The organism is Streptomyces sp. NPDC104761, assembly GCF_055583445.1.
In genome coordinates this window covers 125,631-146,340 of record NZ_JBVJNZ010000003.1, presented here as the reverse complement: position 1 = coordinate 146,340, position 20,710 = coordinate 125,631, and the positions used below count along the sequence as shown (strand labels likewise).

Below are 20,710 nucleotides of genomic sequence, written 5' to 3'. Positions count from 1 at the left end.
GGGCCCTCTTGGCCACCGCCGGCACACCATCAGCCAAAATGCTCCACATCTTCTCCTCCGCCCCCCCCCCCCCCCCTCCCCCCCCCCCCCCCTTTCCCCCCCCCCCCCCCCCCCCCCCCCCCCCCCCCCCCCCCCCCCCCGCCGCAGAGCGCGAGTGGAGCACTGTCACCGTGAACGCACACCGGAAGACCACCGATCTGTCCACCACCATCCGGCACCGCACCGGCCGCAGGGTCGGCCGTACGGTGCTCGCCGCGGCGGCCGTCGCCGGCCTGGGGCTCGCCTGGGCCGGTACCGCCGAGGCCGCGGGCCCGAGCGCCGTCACGGCCACGCCGACCTGTTCCGCCGCCGCGCTCAAGGCCACCTTCGGGCAGCAGCTCGCCGGCGGGATGAACCACCAGGGCGTGGTCATCAGGCTGCGCAACCTCAGCGGGAAGACCTGTGCTCTGCGCGGCTACCCGGGCCTGGGCCTGGAGAACTCCGCGCACAAGGCGATCACGACCCACACGCACTGGGGCAACACCTGGTACGCCAAGGACCCGGGCAAGAAGACCCTGGTCCTCAAGGACGGCCAGAGCGCCGAGGCCGTCGTCGCCTGGACCCACGCGAACACCGGCACCTCGGGCGCGGTGCACGCCTCCTACCTGGAGATCACCCCGCCAGCCTCGACCCAGCACAAGACGCTGGCGTTCCGCCAGTGGGTCGACCACGGCGACCTTTCCGTCACCGCGCTGGCCAGGCACATCGACGTCACTCCCTGACCTGGCGCGCCCCGGACGGCGGCTGCGCCTACGCTCCGGCCCCGCCGTCCACCTGGAGGATCGCGCCCGAGACATAGGAGGCACGGTCGCTCAGGAGCCAGGCGGCGGCCTCGGCCACCTCCTCGGGGGCGGCCGTGCGGCGCAGGGGCGTCACCGACTTCATGTGGTCGATGACGCCGGGGGTGGCCTCGTCCCAGGCGCGGACCATCTCGGTGAGCGTGCCGCCGGGGGCGATGGCGTTGACCCGGATGCCCTCGGGGCCGTACGTGACGGCCGCCGACTGGGTGAGGCTGTTGACGGCGCGCTTCAGGGCACCGTAGACGGGCAGGACGGGGTTGGCGCGCAGGCTGCCGACGGAGGAGTTGTTGACGATGGCGCCGGTGCCGGCGGTGGCCCGGATGGCGGCGACCTCGGCGGTCATGGCGAGCCAGACACCCTTGAGGTTCACGGCGGTGACCTGGTCGAAGTCGGCCTCGGGAAGCTCGTCCAGGGGGCCGGGCGGCTGGGCGATCGCGCCGTTGTTGAAAGCGAGGTCGAGGCGGCCGTAGACCTCCACCGTGCGGTCGACGGCGGCGCGGACGCTCGCCGCGTCGGCCAGGTCGCAGACCACGTGGTCAGCGGTGCCGCCGGCCGCGCGGATCTCCTCGGTGACCGTCTTGAGCTGGGCCTCCGTGCGGGCCGCCAGCATGACCCGGGCGCCCTCGCGGGCGAAGAGCCGGGCGGCGGCGGCGCCGATGCCGCGCCCGGCACCGCTGATGAAGGCGACCTTGCCGTTCAGAAGGCCGGGGCCGGCCGTGTCCGCCGTGTTCACTGTGTTCGCTGTGTTCTCCATGGCTTCGAGCCTGCGTCCGGGCGCGGGGCCCATCCAGGCACCGGCGGTACCTGGATGGGGCCGGGCGGCCGACGCACACTGGACGCGTGGACAGGCAAGAACTCGCAGCTTTCCTGCGCAGCCGACGTGAGCGGATCTCCCCCGCCGAGGTGGGGCTGCCGCGCGGTCCGCGCCGCCGGACGCCGGGGCTGCGGCGCGAGGAGGTGGCGCAGCTGGCGTTCATCTCGACGGAGTACTACACGCGTCTCGAGCAGGCGCGGGGGCCGCGGCCCTCGCGTGAGGTGCTGGGCGGGCTGGCGCGGGCGCTGCGGCTGTCCGACGCCGAGCGCGGGCATCTGCACCATCTCGCCGGGGCGCCGCCGGGGCCGCCCCCCGGGCCCTCGCGCGAGGTCCGGCAGAGCCTGCTCGACCTGCTGCGCAGGCTTCCGCAGGCCGCCGCGTTCGTGACGTCGGCGACCTTCGAGGTGCTGGCCTGGAACGATCTGGCGGCCGCCCTCATGGAGGACTTCTCGGCGCTGCCCCCGCGCGACCGCAACCTGATGCGCCGCGCCTTCCTCACCCCGCGCCCCGCGGGCAGCAGGCTGTACGGGGTGTCGGACGTGGACGCCTTCGCCCGGCACTCGGCGCGGCGCCTGCGGGCCACGGCCGGCCGGTATCCGGACGCACCCGAGGTGACCGGCCTGGTGGCCGAACTCCTCGCCGGGAGCGAGGAGTTCAGGCGGCTGTGGGAGCTGCACGACGTGTCCGCCGCGCCCACCCTGGTCAAGACCTTCCGGCACCCGGTGGTGGGCCCTGTCACCGTCAACTGCGACGCGCTCGACATCACCGACCGGGACCAGCAGGTCGTGATCTACACCGCGACCCCGGGCTCACGGTCCGAGGAGGCGCTGCGGCTGCTGTCGGTGATCGGCACCCAGCGGATGGATCCTCAGCAGGTGGACTTCCCGGCGTAGATCGCGAGGGCGGTGTTGGCGGCGAGGGTGGCGGTGAACTGACCGCTCGAGTTGACCGTCACCGACGTGTTCGCCTGTACGTTGCAGTACGTCCCGGCCGGCAGCGACGTCTGGTAGGTCCGGGTCAGCGAGCCCGACTCGTGGTTGATGGCGACGTACCCCTTGGCGCCCCGCCCGAAGGCGATCGCGTCGGCGCCGTCGTCCCACCAGTTCGTCACCGCCTGGCCGCGCACCGCGTTGCGGAAGGCGACCATGCGGATGATCTCCGGCCAGGCGTGCTGGCACTTCCAGCCGTCCTGCCAGCAGGCGTTGACGACACCGTTGTTGGGCGGGCCCGCGTCGGCGTCCGACCACTCGTAGCCGGAGTTGATGTCCGGGGCTCCGTACGGGTAGGCGAGCATGAAGACGTTGGCGAGGGTGTAGTTGGCGCCGTCCTTGTAGTTCAGCGTGGAGCCGTTGCGCTCGGTGTCGTGGTTGTCGACGAAGACCCCGGCGACCGAGCTGCTCATGTACCCCCAGCCCTCCCCGTAGTTCTTCAGGTAGGCGAGGTTCTCGTCGTTGAAGACGCGCTTGAGGTCGTAGGCGTACCGGAACTCCTGGACGTCGCCGTTGCCGGTGTACTCGGTGGGCTGGACGGCCTCGCCCGCGCCGTAGATGACCTCCTGCTTCCAGTACACGGAGGGGTTGGTCAGCCGGGTCTTGATGTTGGCGAGGTCCTCGGCCGGAATGTGCTTGGCCGCGTCGATCCGGAAGCCGTCGACCCCCAGACTCAGCAGGTCGTTCATGTAGCCGGCGATGGTCTTGCGGACGTACTCCTCGCCGGTGTCCAGGTCGGCGAGGCCGACGAGCTCGCAGTGCTGGACGTTCCAGCGGTCGGCGTAGTCGGAGACGGGCGAGGTGCAGTCGTCGAAGTCGTACGAGGAGTACAGGCCGGGGTAGTCGTACTTCGTGTACGACGAGCCGCCGGTGCCGGTGCCGCTGCCCGCGGACATGTGGTTGATGACGGTGTCGACGACCACCTTCACACCGGCCGCGTGGCAGGTGTTCACCATGTTCTGGAAGGAGGCGCGGTCACCGAGTCTGCCCGCGATCTTGTACGACACCGGTTGGTACGACGTCCACCACTGCGAGCCCTGTATGTGCTCGGCGGGCGGGGAGACCTGGACGTATCCGTAGCCCGCGGGGCCGAGGGTGGTGGTGCACTCCTTGGCGACCGAGCCGTAGTTCCACTCGAAGAGGACGGCGGTGACGTCCTTCGTGCCGGGCGGGGAGGCCGACGCGACGGACGGGGTCATGACAACGCTACAGGCGGCCAGCGCCAGTGCGGCGGAGAGTGTCTTACGTGCCATGTGGGGTTCCTTCACCATTGAAGGCTCTTGCAGAAACGTTGCTGAAACCTTGCGGTTGCGCAGATGTTAAGGGCCCGCTCCCCGGATGGGTAGCGGGCCCTCAGAAGTTGCTGCAAGAAGTTACCGATTGACGCCCCGTCAGGCAGCTTTCAGACGACGGTCAGACGCTGATGGGCCGTGATCAGGCGGTGGTCCACCACACGGTGGTGTCGGCCGGCAGCTTCGCCTCGCCGTCCGCCTCGGTCAGTTCGCCACTGGCCAGCAGCACCCTGCCGTAGGCCGGAGTCGTCACCGACTCCCCGCTCGTGTTCGCGACGCACACGAACTCCCCGCGCCGGAAGGCGAGGACGCCTTCCGGGGCGCGCAGCCACTCCACCGCGTCGCCCGCGCCGAGGTCGGCCTGCTCACGCCGGACGCGCAGCGCGCCGCGGTACAGCTCCAGGGTGGACCCGGCCACCCCGGTCTGCGCCTCGATGCTCAGCTCGCCCCAGCTCGCGGGCTGCGGCAGCCAGCTGCCCCCGGACCCGAAGCCGTACGACGAGCCCTCCCGCGTCCAGGGGATCGGTACCCGGCACCCGTCCCGGAAGCCGTCCTGGCCCGCGCCCCGGAAGTACGCGGGGTCCTGGCGGACCTCGTCGGGCAGGTCCACGACGTCCGGGAGGCCCAGCTCCTCGCCCTGGTAGACGTAGGCCGAGCCGGGCAGCGCGAGCATCAGGAGGGTGGCCGCCCGGGCCCGGCGCAGACCCAGTTCCCGGTCGCCGGCCGTGCGGATCTGGGTGCCGAGGCCGGGCGGGTTGGCGAAGCGGGTCGCGTGCCGGGTGACGTCGTGGTTGGAGAGCACCCAGGTGGCCGGGGCGCCGACCGGACGCATGGCTTCCAGGGTGCGGTCGATGACGGCCCGCAGCTCCTTCGCGTCCCAGTCGGTGCTCAGGTACTGGAAGTTGAAGGCCTGGTGGAGCTCGTCCGGGCGGACGTAGTTCGCGGTGCGCTCCACGGTCGGCGTCCAGGCCTCGGCGACGAAGATTTGCTCGCCGGCGTACTCGTCGAGCACGTGCCGCCACTGCCGGTAGATCTCGTGCACGCCGTCCTGGTCGAAGAACGGCATGACATCGTTGCCCAGCAGCTTGAGCTGGTCGGCGCCGCCGAGGTCCGGCAGCCCCTCCGCCTTCACCAGGCCGTGGGCGACGTCGATGCGGAAGCCGTCCACGCCCATGTCCAGCCAGAACCGCAGGATGGAGCGGAACTCGTCGCCGACGGCCGGGTGTTCCCAGTTGAAGTCGGGCTGCTCCGGGGCGAAGAGGTGGAGGTACCACTCGCCGTCGGCCACCCGCGTCCACGCCGGGCCGCCGAAGATGGACTCCCAGTCGTTGGGCGGGAGTTCGCCGTTCTCACCCTTGCCCGGCCGGAAGTGGTAGCGGTCCCGCGACGGCGAGCCGGGGCCCTCCGCCAGCGCCCGCTTGAACCACTCGTGCTGGTCCGAGGAGTGGTTGGGCACGAGGTCGACGATGATCCTGAGGCCCAGCGCGTGCGCGTCCCGGATGAGCGCGTCCGCGTCCAGCAGGTTGCCGAACATGGGGTCCACGGCCCGGTAGTCGGCGACGTCGTAGCCGGCGTCGGCCTGCGGGGAGGCGTAGAACGGGCTGAGCCACACGGCGTCGACACCGAGGTCGCGCAGGTACGGGAGTCTGGAGCGCACGCCCTCCAGGTCCCCCATCCCGTCGCCGTTGCTGTCGGCGAAGCTGCGCGGATAGACCTGGTAGATCACCGCGTCCCGCCACCAGTCGCTGCGCTTGGCTTTGGCGGGGTTCGGTGCCGGGGCGATGGCGGAGTGCTGCTGGCTCATGGCGTCCTTGGTACGTAAGGGGGTCATGTGATCAGGTGTGCGTAGCACAGTGATGACGAGACGGCCGCGGTGTCAGCGGGGTCGGATGGACATCGCGGCCGCCTCGGGTTTCGGGCGCGGCGCCGTCGGGGCTGGTCGCGCCCACGCGGCGGAGCCGCACGTCGATTCAGTCCCGCGCCCCTTGCGGGGCGCCAGTGAACCGGCGTGCTACCCCTTGGTGCCGCCCGCGGTGAGGCCGGTCACCAGGTTCTTCTGCACGAGGTAGAAGAACACCGCCACCGGTATCGCGATCAGCACCGCCGTCGCGGTCATCAGGTTGCGCTGCGCGTCGTGCTCGCTGATGAAGCTCTGCAGTCCCACCGCGAAGGTGTACTTGTCGTCGCTGAGCATGAACGTCGACGCGAACGCGACCTCGCCGAACGCGGTGAGGAAGTTGTAGAACGCGGCGACCGCGAGGCCGGGCTTGGCGAGCGGCAGGATCAGCCGGCCGAAGGTGCCGAACGGCGAGAGCCCGTCGACGCGGCCGGCCTCGTCGATCTCGAAGGGGATCGTGTCGAAGTAGCCCTTGAGCAGCCAGGCCGTGTACGGCACCACCGTCGTGCAGTAGACGAGGATCAGGCCGAGGTAGCTGTCGATGAGGCCGAGCCGCGACATGATCTGGTACATCGGCACGATCAGCACGGCGATCGGGAACATCTGTGTCACCAGCAGCAGCCACATGAACTTCCGGTAGCCCGGGAAGCGCATGCGGGAGACCGCGTAGCCGGTGGTGGAGGCGAGGATCAGGCCGATGACCGTGGTACCGCCGACGACGATCATCGTCGTCCTGAACCAGTCCCAGAACCCGGTGTGCTGCAGGACGAACGAGTAGTTGTCGAGCGTCATCTTGTGCCAGATGCCGCTCGGGTGCAGGTAGTCGTCCTTGTCGGGGCCGAGGGAGAGGAAGATCAGCCAGCCGACCGGGAAGAACGCGACGAGGCTCGCGATCCCCAGGACGCCGTGGATGACGGCGCTGCCGAGCGGGCCGCGCTCGCCCCTGCCACGGACTCGGGGGGTGGTCGTCACGGGGGCCTCCTCGGCGACCTGGGCGGAGGTCTGGACAGTGGTCGTACTCATGGGAACTCCTGCCTCAGATCGCGAGCTGCTGGTCGTTGCGGTTGAGCCAGCGGCGGTAGAAGGAGGTGAAGACGATCAGGATGGCCAGCAGCAGCATGCCGTAGGCGGCGGACTGGGCGAAGTCACGCGGCTGCTGTCCGAAGCCGAGGTAGTAGGCCCAGGTCACGAGGATCTGCGCGTCGGGGGCGGTGTCGCCGAAGAGCAGGAAGATGACCGCGAACTGGTTGAACGTCCAGATGATGCCGAGGAGGACGACGGTGGAGCTGACGGACCTGAGGCCCGGCAGGGTGACGTACCGGAAGCGCTGCCAGGCGCTCGCGCCGTCCATCTCGGCGGCCTCGTAGAGCGTGCCGTCGATGGCCTGGAGGCCACCGAGCAGCGAGAGCATCATGAACGGCACACCGCACCAGGTGTTGACGAGGATCGCGGCGGCCCGCTGCCAGAACGTGTCCTCCAGCCATGCCGGTTGCGGCAGATGGAGGAAGTGCAGGGCCGCGTTGACGATACCGCCGTCGGCGAGCATGAACCGCCAGCCGAAGACGGTGACGAAGGTCGGCACCGCCCACGGCAGGACCAGGACCATGCGGTAGAAGGTGCGGCCGCGGAACTTCTCGTTGAGCAGCAGGGCCAGGCCGAGGCCGATCGTGTAGTGCAGGGTGACGCAGAGCGCGGTCCAGACGATCGTCCAGATGAAATGGGACCAGAAGCGGTCGTAGGACGTCGGGCCGAACAGGATGTCCTTGTAGTTGTCCAGGCCGATGAACTTGTAGGTGGCGTCGATGTGGTTGACGCCGATGGTGCGGGCGGTGTTGAGGCTGTTGGCGTCCGTCAACGTCAGGTAGAAGCCGTACACCAACGGGTAGACGACGAGCGCCCCGAGGACGACGGCGACGGGGGCGATCATCGCGTAGGCGTACCAGTACTTCTGGTAGCTGTTCTTCAGCCGCTGGCCCAGCCCGGGGCGGGGCGCGCGGTCACCGTGGCGTTTGCCGGTCGCGCGGTCGATGGCGACTGTCATGGTTCGACACCTTCTGGTCTTCCGGGATCTGGCTGGGCACAGGCCGGTGGCCGCCGGACCCCCTCCGTGTTCCGGGGGAGGTCCGGCGGCCGTCAGCGGCTTACTTGCTGAAGTCGGGGACGAGCTTCTCGATCCCGAGTTCGGCGGTGCTCAGGCCCTTGTCCAGGGATTCCTTGCCGCCGGCGATCTTGGTCAGCTCGGTGCCGACCGGGCCCCACAGGGAGGAGTACTCGGCGAGCGCCGGGCGCGGCTGGGCGGAGGAGAGGACGGCCTGGTAGCCGGCGATGCCCGGGTCGGCCTTGACCTCGGCGGTGTAGGCGTCGGAGCGGGTGGGCAGGGTCGAGTTCTTCAGGGCGATCTCCGTCTGCGTCTTCGCGGAGGTCATGAAGGCGACGAACTTCTCGGCGGCGGCCTGGTGGGCCTTGTCCGAGCCGGCGTAGACCGAGAGGTTGTGGCCGCCGGTCGGGGCGCCCGCCTTGCCGGTGGAACCGGCCGGGACGGTGGCGATGCCGAGGTTGGACTTGTCGCTGAACGCGGAGCCCTTGTAGAAGTTGGTGATCTCCCAGGGGCCCTCGATGGTCATGGCCACCTTGCCGTTGACGAAGGCGTCCTGGCGGTGGGCGTAGGCGTCCGCGGTGACGTCCGCCTTGTGCAGGCCCTTGCCGGAGTAGAGGTCCAGCCAGGTCTGGTAGCCCTTCTTGGCCGCCGCCGAGGTGATGGTGATCTTCTTGGCGGAGGCGTCGACCATGTCGGTGCCCTCGCCGTAGAGGAAGGGCTGCGTGTAGTACGCGGCCTCGGGGCCCCAGTAGCCGGTGGTCTTGGCCTTGTCCTGGATCTTGGCGGCGTCGGCCCTGACCTCGTCCCAGGAGGTGGGGGCCGCGGTGATGCCGGCCTTCTTGAAGAGCGCCTTGTTGTATACGAGGGCGAGGGTGTCGGTGACCAGCGGGACGCCGTAGGTCTTGCCCTCGTACTGGGCCTGGGTGATCAGGCTGGACTGGAACTTGTCCTTGTCGGCGAGGGCGGCGGTGCCGTCCAGCGGCACGAAGTAGCCGGCCTTGGCGAAGGCGGGGGTCCAGCCGACCTCGGAGCGCAGCACGTCGGGGGCGCCCTTGCCGGACTGGGCGGCCGTGTCGAACTTGTTCTGCGCCTGGTCGAACTGGACGTCGACGTAGTTGACCTTGATGTCCTTGTTCGCGGCTTCGAACTCCTTGACCAAGGCCTTGTACGTCGGCGACTCGTTGGTGGCGTTGGAGGTGTCCCACCAGGTGATGGTGACCGGGCCGTCCGACTTGCTGTCGCTGTCGCTCCCGCCGCACGCCGTCGCCGTGAGGGCGAGGGACGCCACCAGCGCGGAGGCCGCTATGCCACGCCGCATGAGTTCTCCTTGAGGGTTAAGCCCGAGTGATGCGGGGGCGGTCCCGTCCGCCGTCCCGCTGTCGTGCCGACTGCGCCGTTGCTGCGGCGGCCGGGCGTCAGGGAACGTAACAGCGATGTAAGCCTTGCGAAAGACCTTGCAGCAAAAAAGTGCAAGAGATCTCCGAAGTTATCCGGGCGTGACCTCTCGGCGACCGTGGTGAGACGCTTGTTTACGGCGGTAGAGCGCTACGGCGGCCACTTGTGCAAGACTCTGCAAGCTCTTGCCGTCATGTTTCAGTAGGGAGTGCGATGACGCAGCAGCCCACAGCGGGCCGCCCCCCAGGCCGCATCAGGCGCCCGATCGGTGTGCAAGGGGACATACGGCCGGTACAGTCCAGTGCCGTGACCACACGGCTTGCCGACATCGCAGCGCAGGCGGGGGTGAGCGAGGCGACGGTGAGCCGGGTCCTGAACGGGAAGCCGGGCGTCGCAGCCACCACCCGCCAGTCCGTGCTCGCCGCCCTGGACGTCCTCGGCTACGAGCGTCCGGTACGGCTGCGGCAGCGCAGCGAGGGCCTGGTGGGCCTGATCACGCCCGAGCTGGAGAACCCGATATTCCCGGCCCTCGCGCAGGTCATCGGGCAGGCGCTGACCCGGCAGGGCTACACCCCCGTGCTTGCCACCCAGACCCCGGGCGGGTCCACGGAGGACGAGCTGACCGAGATGCTGGTGGACCGCGGGGTCGCCGGCATCATCTACGTCTCGGGTCTCCACGCGGACACCACCGCCGACATGCAGCGCTACGAGCGGCTGCGGGCGCAGGGCGTGCCGTACGTCCTGGTGGACGGTTTCTCGCCGAAGGTGCAGGCGCCGTTCATCTCCCCCGACGACCGCGCGGCGATGACGCTGGCCGTCACCCACCTCGTCTCCCTCGGCCACACCCGTGTCGGGCTCGCTCTCGGCCCGAAGCGGTTCGTGCCCGTGCAGCGCAAGATCGAGGGGTTCGTGCGGGCGATGCAGGACCAGCTGGGCCTGCCGGCGGACGTGATCGAGTCCGAGCTCGTCCAGCACTCCCTCTACACCCTGGAGGGCGGCCAGGCGGCCACCACGGCGCTCATCGACCGGGGCTGCACGGCGATAGTGTGCGCGAGCGACATGATGGCGCTCGGCGCGATACGGGCGGTACGGCAGCGCGGCCTCGACGTCCCCCGGGACGTGTCCGTCGTCGGCTTCGACGACTCCCCCCTCATCGCGTTCACCGACCCGCCGCTCACCACGATCCGCAAGCCGGTCCCGGCGATGGGCCAGGCCGCGGTGCGCACCCTGCTGGAGGAGATCGGCGGTACGCCGGCCCCGCACAGCGAGTTCGTTTTCATGCCGGAATTGGTGGTACGCGGTTCCACGGCGGCAGTACCTGGGAAGTAGTCGCCGTGCCGTAGAACATGCACCGTGAACCCAACCTTGGGATGATCTGTCGACAACGTCTTTTCTGGCAGACTCTGTGCCTATGAGTGACTCGACCGTGACAGAGCCGGAAGGTCGCGCACCACAGACCCTTCCGCGGACCGTCACGGGCGAGGGAGAACAGGGGTTCCTGGGTCGGCTGCGGACACCGCGGCGGCCCCGGCTCTGGTTCGAGATCCTGCTGATCGCGGTGAGTTACTGGACCTACTCGCTGATCCGCAACGCGGTCCCGGAGCAGAAGGCGCAGGCGCTGCGCAACGCCGACTGGATCTGGAACGCCGAACAGCGGCTGGGGATCGCCGTCGAGGATTCGGTCAACCACGCCGTTAACTCGGTGGATTGGCTGATCGTCGGCATGAACTACTACTATGCGACGCTGCACTTCGTGGTGACGCTGGGCGTCCTGGTGTGGCTCTACCGCAGCCACCCCGGCCGGTACGCGGCGGCCCGCCTCGCCCTCTTCGCGACGACCGGCGTGGCCCTTCTCGGTTACTACCTGTTCCCGCTCGCCCCGCCCCGTCTGATGAACGGCGGCCGCTTCGTCGACACGGTGACGGTCCACCACACCTGGGGCTCGATGGCCTCCGGCGACCTCAAGCACATGTCCAACCAGTACGCCGCGATGCCGTCCATGCACATCGGCTGGTCCCTGTGGTGCGGCCTGACGGTCTTCGCCCTCGCCTCGGTCCCCTGGGCCCGCCTGCTCGGCCTCCTCTACCCCACCGCCACCCTCCTCGTCATCGTCGCCACCGCCAACCACTTCTGGCTCGACGCGGTGGGCGGCGCCCTCTGCCTCACCTTCGGCTTCACGGTGGTACGCCTGTGGTACGGCGCCGTTCCCTACGCGCTGCCCCGGCAGCCGACGGGGGCTCCCTTGCTGCAACACACTCCGGGCGGCTAGGCCTGTTGCGGCCGACGCCGGCTTCGGTCCGGGACCCACGGCCGGTTCGGCACCGCCGACCTCCACGGCGGTGGCTGAGCGCCGCTGCGGCGGAACAAAGAAAGCCGTCGGCGCAAGCAACAGCGAACGCAGCACCAGCAGCCCCCACCAGAACCGCGCCGGTCCGAGGTCAGCGACAGCAGACGCAGCACCAGTGGGTCTGGCTCAGAAGTGCCGGTTCGAGAACGGCGGCGGCCCCCGACAGCTGTCGGCCGAGATCATCTGTCGGCCCCCTTCCCCCGCCGCGACGGTGCTCAGCCACGACGGCGGGACCCGGCGGTGCCGAGACGTCCTCAGCCGCCGACGGCTCACTCTCCCCGGTGCACGACGTGCCCACCGGTCACCGTCAGTCGTACGGGTGCCTCGGCGAGCTCGTCCGCCGGGACCGCCACCGGGTCCAGGGCGAACGCCGTCAGGTCGGCACGGTGGCCCACCGTGATGCGGCCTGCCGTCGCCGCCTCGCCCGCCGCTCGCGCCGCGTGGGTCGTGCAGCCTTCCAGGGCCTCCAGGCCGGTCAGGCCCGGGGTCCCGGATGCCGCGCCACGCGGTGCGCGGGCCGTGGCGAGGACGTGGCGGACGTCGTAGTGGGCGATGGGCCAGTCGGAGCCGAGGGCGACCGTCGCGCCCGCGTCGCGGAGGTCACGCAGGCGCCAGGCGTGTGCGGCGCGGTCGGTGCCGAGGCGGCGCGACCACTCGTCGGTGCCGTCGGCCCGGGTGTACGCCGTGTGCGGCGGCTGCATCGACGCGGCCACCCCCAGCTCGGCGAACCGCGGCAGCAGCGGGTCCGGCGCCGTCTCGATGTGCTCGACGCGGTGCCGGCCGGCCGCGCCCGGCCCCAGCCCCGCCACCACGTCCAGGACGTGCCGTACCGCCGCGTCCCCGATCGCGTGCGTGGCCGTGCGCACCCCGGCCGCGTGCAGGTGCCGTACGGCGGCGGCGTAGGCGTCCGGGTCGGGCCAGAACGCCGCCGTGCCCTGCCCGTGGCAGTCCGCGTGCTCCAGCCAGGCGGTGCCGCCCTCCACGGTCCCGTCCATGAAGAACTTGACCCCGTCGACCGTCCAGTGCCGGCCGCCCCGGCCCTGGGCCGCGGCCAGTTCCGCCAGCCCTGCCTCGTCGACCCCCGGCATGCACCAGGGCGCGAAGCGCAGCCGCAGGGGCAGCACGGTCTCCTCGGCCACCGCCGCGACCAGCTCCGGGTCCCCCGCGTCCATGACGTGCGCCCCGGTCAGCCCGGTGGCCGCCATCGCGGCGAGCAGTTCGACCAGGCGAGCCCGGCGGGCGGCGTACGAGGGGCGGGGCATCGCCCGCTCGACCAGCTGCATCGCCGCGTGCTCCACGAGGTGGCCGGTGGGGCGGCCGGAGGGGTCGCAGACGACCTGCGACCGCTGGGCGAAGGCCCGCGCTCCCGTGACCCCCGCCGCGGCCAGTGCCGCGCCGGAGGCGAGGGCGGAGTGGCCGTCGTAGAGGCGGAGGAAGGCGGGCGCGCCGCCGAGTACGTCCTCGACGAGCGCGCGGTCGACGGGCCGGCCCTCGAACGCGTTGTGGTCGAGGCCGAACCCGATCACCCAGCCGTCGGTCCGTTCGGCCCCGGCCAGCGCCGCCCGCAGGCCCGCCAGGTCGCTCACGCCCGACAGGTCGGCACCGATCGCCATGTCCAGGCCCCACACCGGGTGACTGTGCGCGTCCACCAGGCCGGGCACCAGGTGCGCGCCGTCCAGCGCCACGACCTCGGTGCCGGGCCCCCGCCAGTCGCGTACGTCCCGCTCGTCGCCGACGGCGGCGATCACCCCGTCGCGCACGGCGACGGCGGTGGCGTGCGGCCGGGCGGGGTCGAGGGTGCGGACCTCTGCACCGGTCAGGATGAGGTCGGGGTGGGCGGTCGACACGCGGTGAACTCCTTCTTCCGTACGGTTATTCGGTCGGCTCGGTCGCGAAGTCCGCGTACACCGCGGGCCGTTCGCGGCGCAGCCACCAGGCGAGGCCGAGGCCCGCGACGAAGACGGCCGGGGCGATGACGATCAGCAGGGTGTTGACCGTGCTGGACGCCCCGGTGAACAGGTCGATGTGGGTGATGACGAGCCCTATGGCGGTGGCGAGGAGCACCGCGGCGACGGTCGGGGCGACCACGGTGCGCAGGGTGCCCTCCTCGTGCCGTACCCGCCGGAAGTAGCAGGGCACCGCGATCGCGGCGAGCAGCTGGAGCGCGAACAGGCCGATCATTCCGGGGGTGTTGACCCACAGCAGCAGCTGGTCGTACGGGTCCGCGCCCGCCGCCCAGAAGGCGAGCACGACCAGGAAGCCGAGGACGGTCTGGGCGATGCCGGCCAGGTACGGGGAGCGGTGGCGCGGGTGGATCCTGCCCCACGACCTGGGCAGTACGCCCTCCTCGGCGAGGGCGAGGGCGTAGCGGTTGATCGCGTTGTGGAAGGCGAGGAGGGAGGCGATGATGCTGGTCACGATGAAGACGTGCATCAGGTCGGCCGCCCAGCCGCCCACGTAGCCGGTGATGGCGGTGAAGAAGAGCCCGCCGGGGTCCTTGGCGGCGGCCGCGATGACGTCCTGGTCGCCGAAGGCCTGGATGATGATCCAGACCATGAAGGCGTAGAAGAGGCCGAGGAACGCGACGGCCACGTAGGTGGCGCGCGGGACCGTGCGGTCGGGGTCGCGGGCCTCACGGCGGTAGATGACGGTCGACTCGAAGCCGGTGAAGGCGGCGAAGGCGAAGGCCAGGACGACGGCCGTACCGGAGACGAACACGTGGTGCGGGGCGAAGGAGGCGCCGGACAGGCCGTGCGCGCCGCCCTTCACCAGTACCCCGCCGGCGAGCAGCACGAGGATGCCGGTCTCGGCGACCAGCAGCACGCCGAGCACCTTGGCGCCGAACTCGATGGAGCGGTAGCCGCCGTAGCCGATGAGGAGGAGGCCGGCCAGGGCGATCGGCAGCCAGGGGACGTCGACGCCGAAGAGGGCCTTCGCGGTGTCCCGCCCTGCGCTGCCGAGCAGGCCGTAGACGCCGATCTCCATGCCGTTGTAGCCGACGAGGGCGAGCAGGGCCGCACCGATGCCGACGGGGCGGCCGAGGCCGCGGGTGATGTACGCGTAGAAGGCGCCGCCGCTTTTGACGTGCCGGCTCATGGTGGTGAAGCCGACGGCGAAGACGGCGAGGGTGATGCCGGCGATGAGGTAGCCGGCGGGGGCGCCGATGCCGCCGAGCAGGACGGCGAGGGGGGCGACGCCGGCCATCACGGTGAGCGGGGCGGCGGCGGAGATGACGAAGAAGGCGATGTCGGCGGTGCCGAGCGAGCCGGAGCGGAGCGTGGCCACGGCGGGTGGCGTGCTCTCCTCGCGAGCGGTGACGGACATGGGGAGGGAGCCCTTCGAGCGCGACGGACGGGAGGGGTTCCGGGCGTGCGGGATGACCGGCGCTACCAGGGCAGGAGCTGCCCCGGACCCGTAAATCTAAAGCCTTTCGGTTTTGGCAATGTAGCCTCCTCCTGGACATCCGGGAAGACCCGTTTCACACCTCCGGGGGAGAACAGACCCATGGGACGGCCGCGCACCCCGCTCCTCGACCGGGAGCGGATCACCACGACCGCGCTGCAACTCGTGGACGAGCAGGGCGACTTCAGCGTCCCGCAGATCGCGAAGCGGCTCGGCACCCAGGCCGGTTCGCTGTATCACCATGTGGACGGCCGGGACGGCATCGTCGAGCTGCTGCGCGAACGGGTCGCGGCCGCGATCGACCCCGCGACCCTCGACCTGTCCCCCTGGGACACCGCGGTGGAGTCCTGGGCCCGCTCCTACCGCGCCGCGTTCGCCGCCCACCCGCGGGCGATCCCGCTCCTGATGACCTCGCCGGTGCGGGCGCCCCGGGTCCTGGAGCAGTACGAGCGCGCGGTCACGGTGCTGCTGACGGCGGGCTTCGCCGCGGCGGACGTGATGCCCCTGCTGATCGCCCTGGAGAACCTGGTCCTCGGCTCCGCGCTGGACCTCGCGGCCCCGGAGACGATGTGGGAGCTGACCGACCGGGCCCCGACCCCGCACCTGGCCCAGGCCCTGGCGGCGGTGGGGGACGGCAGGGCGGACCGCGCGTTCGAGGTGGGCCTGACGGGTCTCATGAACCACGCCCGGACCCTGCTCGGGCAGACGCCCTAGCAGACCGCGTGTATCGCGGGCGTATCGGAAAGCGCATACGCCGCCGCAACGGACCTCCGGGTCCCATGGACGGCGTGAACCGAAACACGACCTTCCTCGGCCTGGCGGTCGCCGGCGTGGCGGGCGCCGCGTTCGTCCTGCGGCGGCCGCTCCTGATGTCCGCCCCGAGGTGCATGGCCGGGCAGTGGCACGGCTGCCTCGACACGTTCAACGGCGTGGTGCTCATGACGCTGGTCACGCTGCCGCTCGCCGCGCTGGTGGCATGGGCGCTGGCGCACCGCCGCCGTGCCGCCGGTGACGGGGCGGCGTGGCGGACGTCGCTGGCCGAGGTGGGCATGGTGCACGGCACGGTGCCGTTCGTGTGGCTGACCATGATGCCGGGCGGGCCGGCCACCGCCCCGGCCCGGGTGAGCCTCGTACCGCTGCGGGACCTGGTCACCATGGGAACGCTCGGGATCGTCGGCAACCTGCTGGTCTTCGCCTCGCTGGGGTTCTTCGCCCCGATGCGGTTCACGGCGCTGGCCTCCGCGCCACGGGTCCTGGCGCTCGGCGCGGGCTGTTCGGTGCTGGTGGAGACCGCGCAGTACGTCTTCCGTCTGGACCGGGTGTCCTCCGTGGACGACGTCCTGGTCAACGCCGTCGGCGCCCTGCTGGCCGGGCTGGCGTCGCGCCCCTGGTGGCGTACGGCGGCGCCGGCGCCGTCGGACCGGCCGAGCCGCGCGCTGACGCCGGGCTGAGCCTCCCGCCGCCGCCCGGACCTCGTCCCACAGCCCGTCCTGCCTACGCTGGGTACACCGTGAACAGACGCCCGAATCTCAGCGCCCGGCTGAAGCTCACCCTCAGCTACGCCGGCTTCCTCTTCGTCGCCGGCCTTCTCCTGCTGGCCGTGATGTGGGTGTTCGTGCTGCGCTGGGTGCCGGACGACGACGCCAGGTCGATCCAGAAGAGGTTCGGCGCCGTGATCATCGTCGGGCCCAAGCGCTCCGACCTCCTGAACGGCTTCGCGCCCGCCGCGGCCACCGCACTGGCCTTCCTGCTCCTCTTCGGCCTGCTCGGCGGCTGGATCCTCGCGGGCCGGATGCTGGCGCCCCTCACCCGGATCGCGGCCGCGGCCCGGATGGCGTCGGGCGGATCGCTCTCCCACCGGATCCGCATGACGGGCCCCAGGGACGAGTTCCGGGAACTCGCCGACGTGTTCGACACCATGCTCGAACGACTGGAGTCCCACGTCGGCGAACAGCGGCGGTTCGCCGCGAACGCCTCCCACGAGCTGCGCACCCCGCTGGCCGTCTCCCGCGCGCTCCTCGACGCCGCCCGCGCCGATCCCGCGCGGGACCGGGACGAACTCGTCGAACGCCTGCGTGCCGTCAACACGCGGGCGATCGACCTCACCGAGGCCCTCCTGCTGCTCAGCCGCGCCGACGGCGGGGGCTTCGGCCGCGAGCCCGTCGACCTCTCCCTCGTCGCCGAGGAGGCCTCCGAGGCGCTGCTCCCCCTCGCCGAGAAGCGCGGGATCGCGCTCGACGTCACCGGCGAGCCGGCCCACACGGCCGGCTCGGCGGCACTCCTCCTGCGGATGGTGACGAACCTCGTCCAGAACGCCGTCGTCCACAACCTCCCCGCCGGCGGCACCGTGACGGTGCACACCGAACGGCGGCACGGCACGAGCGTGCTGCGGGTCGAGAACACGGGCCGTCCGCTGCCGCCGGACCTGGTGCCGACCCTCACCGAACCCTTCCAGCGCGGCACGGAACGCGTCCGCACCGACGAGCACGCCGGTGTCGGCCTCGGGCTGGCCATCGCGCACAGCGTCGTCCGGGCGCACGACGGCACCCTCGACCTGGCGCCGCGTCCGGCCGGCGGCCTCCTCGTCACCGTCCGGCTGCCCGGCTCCGGCGCAGCGGCCGCCGAGCCCCGTCAGGCGCCGTAGAAGAGCTCCTCCACGACGGCCCGCGCCCTGCGCGTGGTACGCCGGTACGCGTCGAGCATGTCCCCGGCGTGACCGTCCCCGTACCCCAGGTACCGCCCCACGGCCGCGAGTTCGCGGCTCTCGGTGGGGAAGGTGTCGCCGGCCCGCCCGCGCACCAGCATCACGGCGTTGCGCACCCGTGTCGCCAGAACCCAGGCCTCGTCGAGTATCGCGGCCTCCTCGGCCCCCAGCAGCCCCGCCGCCTGCGCCGCGGCCAGCGCCACCCGGGTCCGCGTGGTGCGCAGCCCCGGCTCGGCCCACCCGTGCCGCAGCTGGAGCAGCTGCACGGTCCACTCGACGTCGGAGAGGCCGCCGGGCCCGAGCTTGGTGTGCAGCTTCGGGTCGGCGCCGCGCGGCAGCCGCTCGGACTCCATCCGGGCCTTCAGCCGCCGGATCTCGCGCACCGCGTCCTCGCCGAGCCCCTCCGCCGGGTACCGCAGCGGGTCGACCAGCTCGATGAACCTGCGTCCCAGGTCCTCGTCCCCGGCGACCGGTTCGGCGCGCAGCAGGGCCTGCGACTCCCACACCAGCGACCAGCGGCGGTAGTACGCCTCGTAGGACTTGAGGGTGCGCACCAGCGGCCCGGACTTGCCCTCGGGGCGCAGGTCCGCGTCGACGAGCAACGGCGGGTCGGCGCTGGGGATCTGGAGCAGCCGGCGCATCTCGGCGACGACCTTGCCCGCCGCGTCGGCGGCCTCGCGCTCGGCCACGCCCTCCCGCGGCTCGTGCACGAACAGGACGTCGGCGTCGGAGCCGTAGCCCAGCTCGTGGCCGCCGAACCGGCCCATGCCGATCATGACGAACCGGGTCGGCAGGGTGTCCCCCCAGCCGTCCCTGACCACCGCGCGCAGGGTCCCCGCCAGCGTCGCCGCCGTCAGGTCGGAGACCGCGCCGCCGACCCGGTCGACGAGGGCGCCCTGGTCGGCCTCGACGGGCTTGGTGTCGGTGCCGTAGGAGTCCACGATGTCGGCGGCGGCCGTCCGGAACAGCTCGCGGCGGCGCACGCCGCGGGCCGCCCGTACGCCGTCCTCGGCGTTGTCGGCGCGGCCGACGGCGGCGAGTATCTCCTGCTCCAGCTGGGCGCGGCCGCGTGGCTCCAGGCCGCCCCCGTCGCCGTCGCCCAGCAGGGCCACCGCCTCCGGGGCGCGCATCAGCAGGTCGGGGGCGAGCCGGCCGGCGGACAGCACGCGGGCGAGGTTCTCGGCGGCGGCGCCCTCGTCCCTGAGCAGCCGCAGGTACCAGGGGGTCTTGCCAAGGGCGTCGGAGACCTTGCGGAAGTTCAGCAGGCCCGCGTCCGGGTCGGCGGAGTCGGCGAACCAGCCGAGCAGGACGGGCAGCAGGGTGCGCTGGATGGCGGACTTGCGGGTGACACCGGAGGCGAGGGCCTCCAGGTGGCGCAGGGCGGCGGCGGGGTCGGCGTAGCCGAGCGCCTCGAGGCGTTCCCGGGCGGCTTCCGCGCTCAGCCGGGTCTCGCCGGGCGCGAGTTGGGCGACGGCGTCGAGCAGCGGACGGTAGAAGAGCTTCTCGTGCAGGCGCCGTACGACGCCGGTGTGCTGCTTCCACTCGCGGATCAGCTCGGTCACCGGCTCGGTGCGCAGGCCGAGCGAACGGCCGAGGCGGCGCAGGTCGGCCTCGTCCTCGGGGACCAGGTGGGTGCGGCGCAGCCGGTAGAGCTGGATGCGGTGCTCCAGGGAACGCAGGAAGCGGTAGGCGTCGTCGAGCTGGACGGCGTCGGCGCGGCCCACGTAGCCGCCGGCGGCGAGGGCCTGGAGGGCGTCGAGGGTGGTGCCGGAGCGCAGGCCGGCGTCGGTGCGGCCGTGCACCAGCTGGAGGAGCTGCACGGCGAACTCGACGTCCCTGAGGCCGCCGGGGCCGAGCTTCAGCTCGCGGTCGACCTCGGCGGCGGGGATGTTCTCGACGACCCTGCGCCGCATCTTCTGCACGTCGGCGACGAAGTTGTCGCGCTCGGCGGCCTTCCAGACCATCGGTTCGAGCGCGGCGACGTACTCCTGCCCGAGGTCGGGGTCGCCGGCGACCGGGCGGGCCTTGAGCAGGGCCTGGAACTCCCAGGTCTTGGCCCAGCGCTGGTAGTAGGCGAGGTGGCTGCTGAGGGTGCGCACGAGGGGGCCGTTGCGGCCCTCGGGGCGGAGGTTGGCGTCGACGGGCCAGATCGACCCCTCCACGGTGGTCTCGGAGCAGATCCGCATCATGTGCGAGGCGAGCCTGGTGGCGGAGCGCAGCGCCTTGGCCTCGTCGGCGCCTTCGGCCGCCTCGCCGACGAAGATGACGTCGACGTCGGAGACGTAGTTCAGCTCGTGGCCGCCGCACTTGCCCATGGCGATCACCGCGAGCCGGCAGACGGCGGCGTCCTCGGGCGCGGCGGCCTCGGCGAGGGCCAGGGCGGCGCGCAGGGTGGCGGTGGCGAGGTCGGCGAGCTCGGCGGCGGTCTGGGCGACGTCGGTCGTGCCGCACACGTCCCGGGCGGCGATGGACAGCAAGCAGCGCCGGTAGGCGACCCGCAGGGCGACCGGGTCGGCGGCCTCGGCGAGCCCGCGTTCGAACTCGGCGACGCCCGGGTGCAGGTCGCGGGGCTCGTAGGTGACCAGGACCTCCCAGTCGCGCGGGTGCCGGGCGAGATGGTCGGCGAGGGCGGCGGAGGCCCCGAGGACGCCGAGCAGGCGGTCCCGCAGCGGCTTGGCCGCTATCAGGGTGTCGAGCAGCTCCCGGCGGGCGGTGGGGCCTGGCTGGGCCTCCAGGAGCCGTACCAGGCCGTGCAGGGCGAGGTCGGGGTCGGCGGTGGCGCCGAGGGCCTCGAGGAGCACCGGGTCGTCGCGTACGGCGGCCAGCTCGGCGCTGTCCAGCAGCCGCTCGGCGGCCGAGGCATCGGTGAAGCCGTGCCGCAGCAGCCGCGTGAAGGTACTGCTCCTGCGCCCCGGCGTCATGTGCGGCCTCCC

16 protein-coding genes are annotated in these 20,710 nt (G+C 71.8%); 7 read left to right on the top strand and 9 right to left on the bottom strand.

Annotated features, from left to right (window positions below):
- Window positions 1-170 precede the first annotated feature (170 nt).
- Window positions 171-761, top strand: coding sequence for a DUF4232 domain-containing protein (locus ACZ63F_RS10425; protein ID WP_469710060.1), 591 nt, complete (start codon window positions 171-173; stop codon window positions 759-761).
- A 28-nt stretch (window positions 762-789) separates the two neighbouring features.
- Here the strand turns inward: ACZ63F_RS10425 and ACZ63F_RS10420 are convergent, their stop codons facing one another.
- Complete coding sequence (locus ACZ63F_RS10420; protein WP_469710059.1) at window positions 790-1,593, bottom strand: SDR family NAD(P)-dependent oxidoreductase; 804 nt, start codon at window positions 1,591-1,593, stop codon at window positions 790-792.
- Window positions 1,594-1,679: 86 nt separating this feature from the next.
- On the opposite strand from ACZ63F_RS10420, the gene ACZ63F_RS10415 reads away from it, so the two are divergent.
- Window positions 1,680-2,546: a helix-turn-helix transcriptional regulator gene (locus tag ACZ63F_RS10415; RefSeq protein ID WP_469710058.1), complete on the top strand. Its 867-nt coding sequence runs from the start codon at window positions 1,680-1,682 to the stop codon at window positions 2,544-2,546.
- On the opposite strand, the gene ACZ63F_RS10410 is transcribed toward ACZ63F_RS10415, so the two are convergent.
- The 5 genes from ACZ63F_RS10410 to ACZ63F_RS10390 all read right to left on the bottom strand — a co-directional run bounded on the left by ACZ63F_RS10410 (window position 2,522) and on the right by ACZ63F_RS10390 (window position 9,247).
- On the bottom strand, window positions 2,522-3,895 hold the full coding sequence (locus ACZ63F_RS10410; RefSeq protein ID WP_469710057.1) for an alpha-amylase: 1,374 nt from the start codon (window positions 3,893-3,895) through the stop codon (window positions 2,522-2,524). The two genes, ACZ63F_RS10415 and ACZ63F_RS10410, sit on opposite strands and share 25 nt — an antisense overlap.
- 181 nt (window positions 3,896-4,076) lie before the next feature.
- Window positions 4,077-5,738, bottom strand: a complete 1,662-nt coding sequence (locus ACZ63F_RS10405) for a glycoside hydrolase family 13 protein (RefSeq protein ID WP_469710056.1) — start codon at window positions 5,736-5,738, stop codon at window positions 4,077-4,079.
- A gap of 207 nt (window positions 5,739-5,945) precedes the next feature.
- Window positions 5,946-6,854: a sugar ABC transporter permease gene (locus ACZ63F_RS10400; RefSeq protein ID WP_469710055.1), complete on the bottom strand. Its 909-nt coding sequence runs from the start codon at window positions 6,852-6,854 to the stop codon at window positions 5,946-5,948.
- Window positions 6,855-6,867: 13 nt separating this feature from the next.
- Window positions 6,868-7,872 carry a carbohydrate ABC transporter permease gene (locus tag ACZ63F_RS10395; RefSeq protein WP_469710054.1) on the bottom strand — a complete coding sequence of 335 codons (1,005 nt, stop codon included), beginning with the start codon at window positions 7,870-7,872 and terminating at the stop codon, window positions 6,868-6,870.
- Window positions 7,873-7,972: 100 nt separating this feature from the next.
- A complete protein-coding gene (locus tag ACZ63F_RS10390; protein ID WP_469710053.1) occupies window positions 7,973-9,247 on the bottom strand; it encodes an extracellular solute-binding protein in 1,275 nt (424 codons plus the stop codon).
- A 383-nt stretch (window positions 9,248-9,630) separates the two neighbouring features.
- Between ACZ63F_RS10390 and ACZ63F_RS10385 the strand changes: the two genes are divergently transcribed.
- Together ACZ63F_RS10385 and ACZ63F_RS10380 are read left to right on the top strand one after the other, a co-directional pair.
- On the top strand, window positions 9,631-10,653 hold the full coding sequence (locus ACZ63F_RS10385; RefSeq protein ID WP_469710052.1) for a LacI family DNA-binding transcriptional regulator: 1,023 nt from the start codon (window positions 9,631-9,633) through the stop codon (window positions 10,651-10,653).
- Window positions 10,654-10,735: 82 nt separating this feature from the next.
- The gene (locus tag ACZ63F_RS10380) at window positions 10,736-11,593 is read left to right on the top strand and encodes a phosphatase PAP2 family protein (RefSeq protein ID WP_469710051.1); all 858 of its coding nucleotides are present in this window, start codon (window positions 10,736-10,738) and stop codon (window positions 11,591-11,593) included.
- Between the two features lie 347 nt (window positions 11,594-11,940).
- On the opposite strand, the gene ACZ63F_RS10375 is transcribed toward ACZ63F_RS10380, so the two are convergent.
- Window positions 11,941-13,518 carry an amidohydrolase gene (locus ACZ63F_RS10375; protein ID WP_469710050.1) on the bottom strand — a complete coding sequence of 526 codons (1,578 nt, stop codon included), beginning with the start codon at window positions 13,516-13,518 and terminating at the stop codon, window positions 11,941-11,943.
- A 25-nt stretch (window positions 13,519-13,543) separates the two neighbouring features.
- Entirely contained in the window at window positions 13,544-14,995 is a 1,452-nt protein-coding gene (locus tag ACZ63F_RS10370) for an APC family permease (protein WP_469710049.1), read from the bottom strand.
- 180 nt (window positions 14,996-15,175) lie between these two features.
- Between ACZ63F_RS10370 and ACZ63F_RS10365 the strand changes: the two genes are divergently transcribed.
- The 3 genes from ACZ63F_RS10365 (at window position 15,176) to ACZ63F_RS10355 (ending at window position 17,717) form a co-directional block, all read left to right on the top strand.
- Window positions 15,176-15,787, top strand: coding sequence for a TetR/AcrR family transcriptional regulator (locus ACZ63F_RS10365; protein ID WP_469710048.1), 612 nt, complete (start codon window positions 15,176-15,178; stop codon window positions 15,785-15,787).
- A 65-nt stretch (window positions 15,788-15,852) separates the two neighbouring features.
- A complete protein-coding gene (locus ACZ63F_RS10360) occupies window positions 15,853-16,524 on the top strand; it encodes a VanZ family protein (protein ID WP_469710047.1) in 672 nt (223 codons plus the stop codon).
- 59 nt (window positions 16,525-16,583) lie between these two features.
- Window positions 16,584-17,717 carry a sensor histidine kinase gene (locus ACZ63F_RS10355; protein ID WP_469710046.1) on the top strand — a complete coding sequence of 378 codons (1,134 nt, stop codon included), beginning with the start codon at window positions 16,584-16,586 and terminating at the stop codon, window positions 17,715-17,717.
- On the opposite strand, the gene ACZ63F_RS10350 is transcribed toward ACZ63F_RS10355, so the two are convergent.
- Window positions 17,705-20,698 (bottom strand): bifunctional [glutamine synthetase] adenylyltransferase/[glutamine synthetase]-adenylyl-L-tyrosine phosphorylase, encoded by a 2,994-nt coding sequence (locus ACZ63F_RS10350; protein WP_469710045.1) that lies wholly within the window; start codon window positions 20,696-20,698, stop codon window positions 17,705-17,707. The genes ACZ63F_RS10355 and ACZ63F_RS10350 overlap by 13 nt on opposite strands.
- Between the last annotated feature and the right edge of the window lie 12 nt (window positions 20,699-20,710).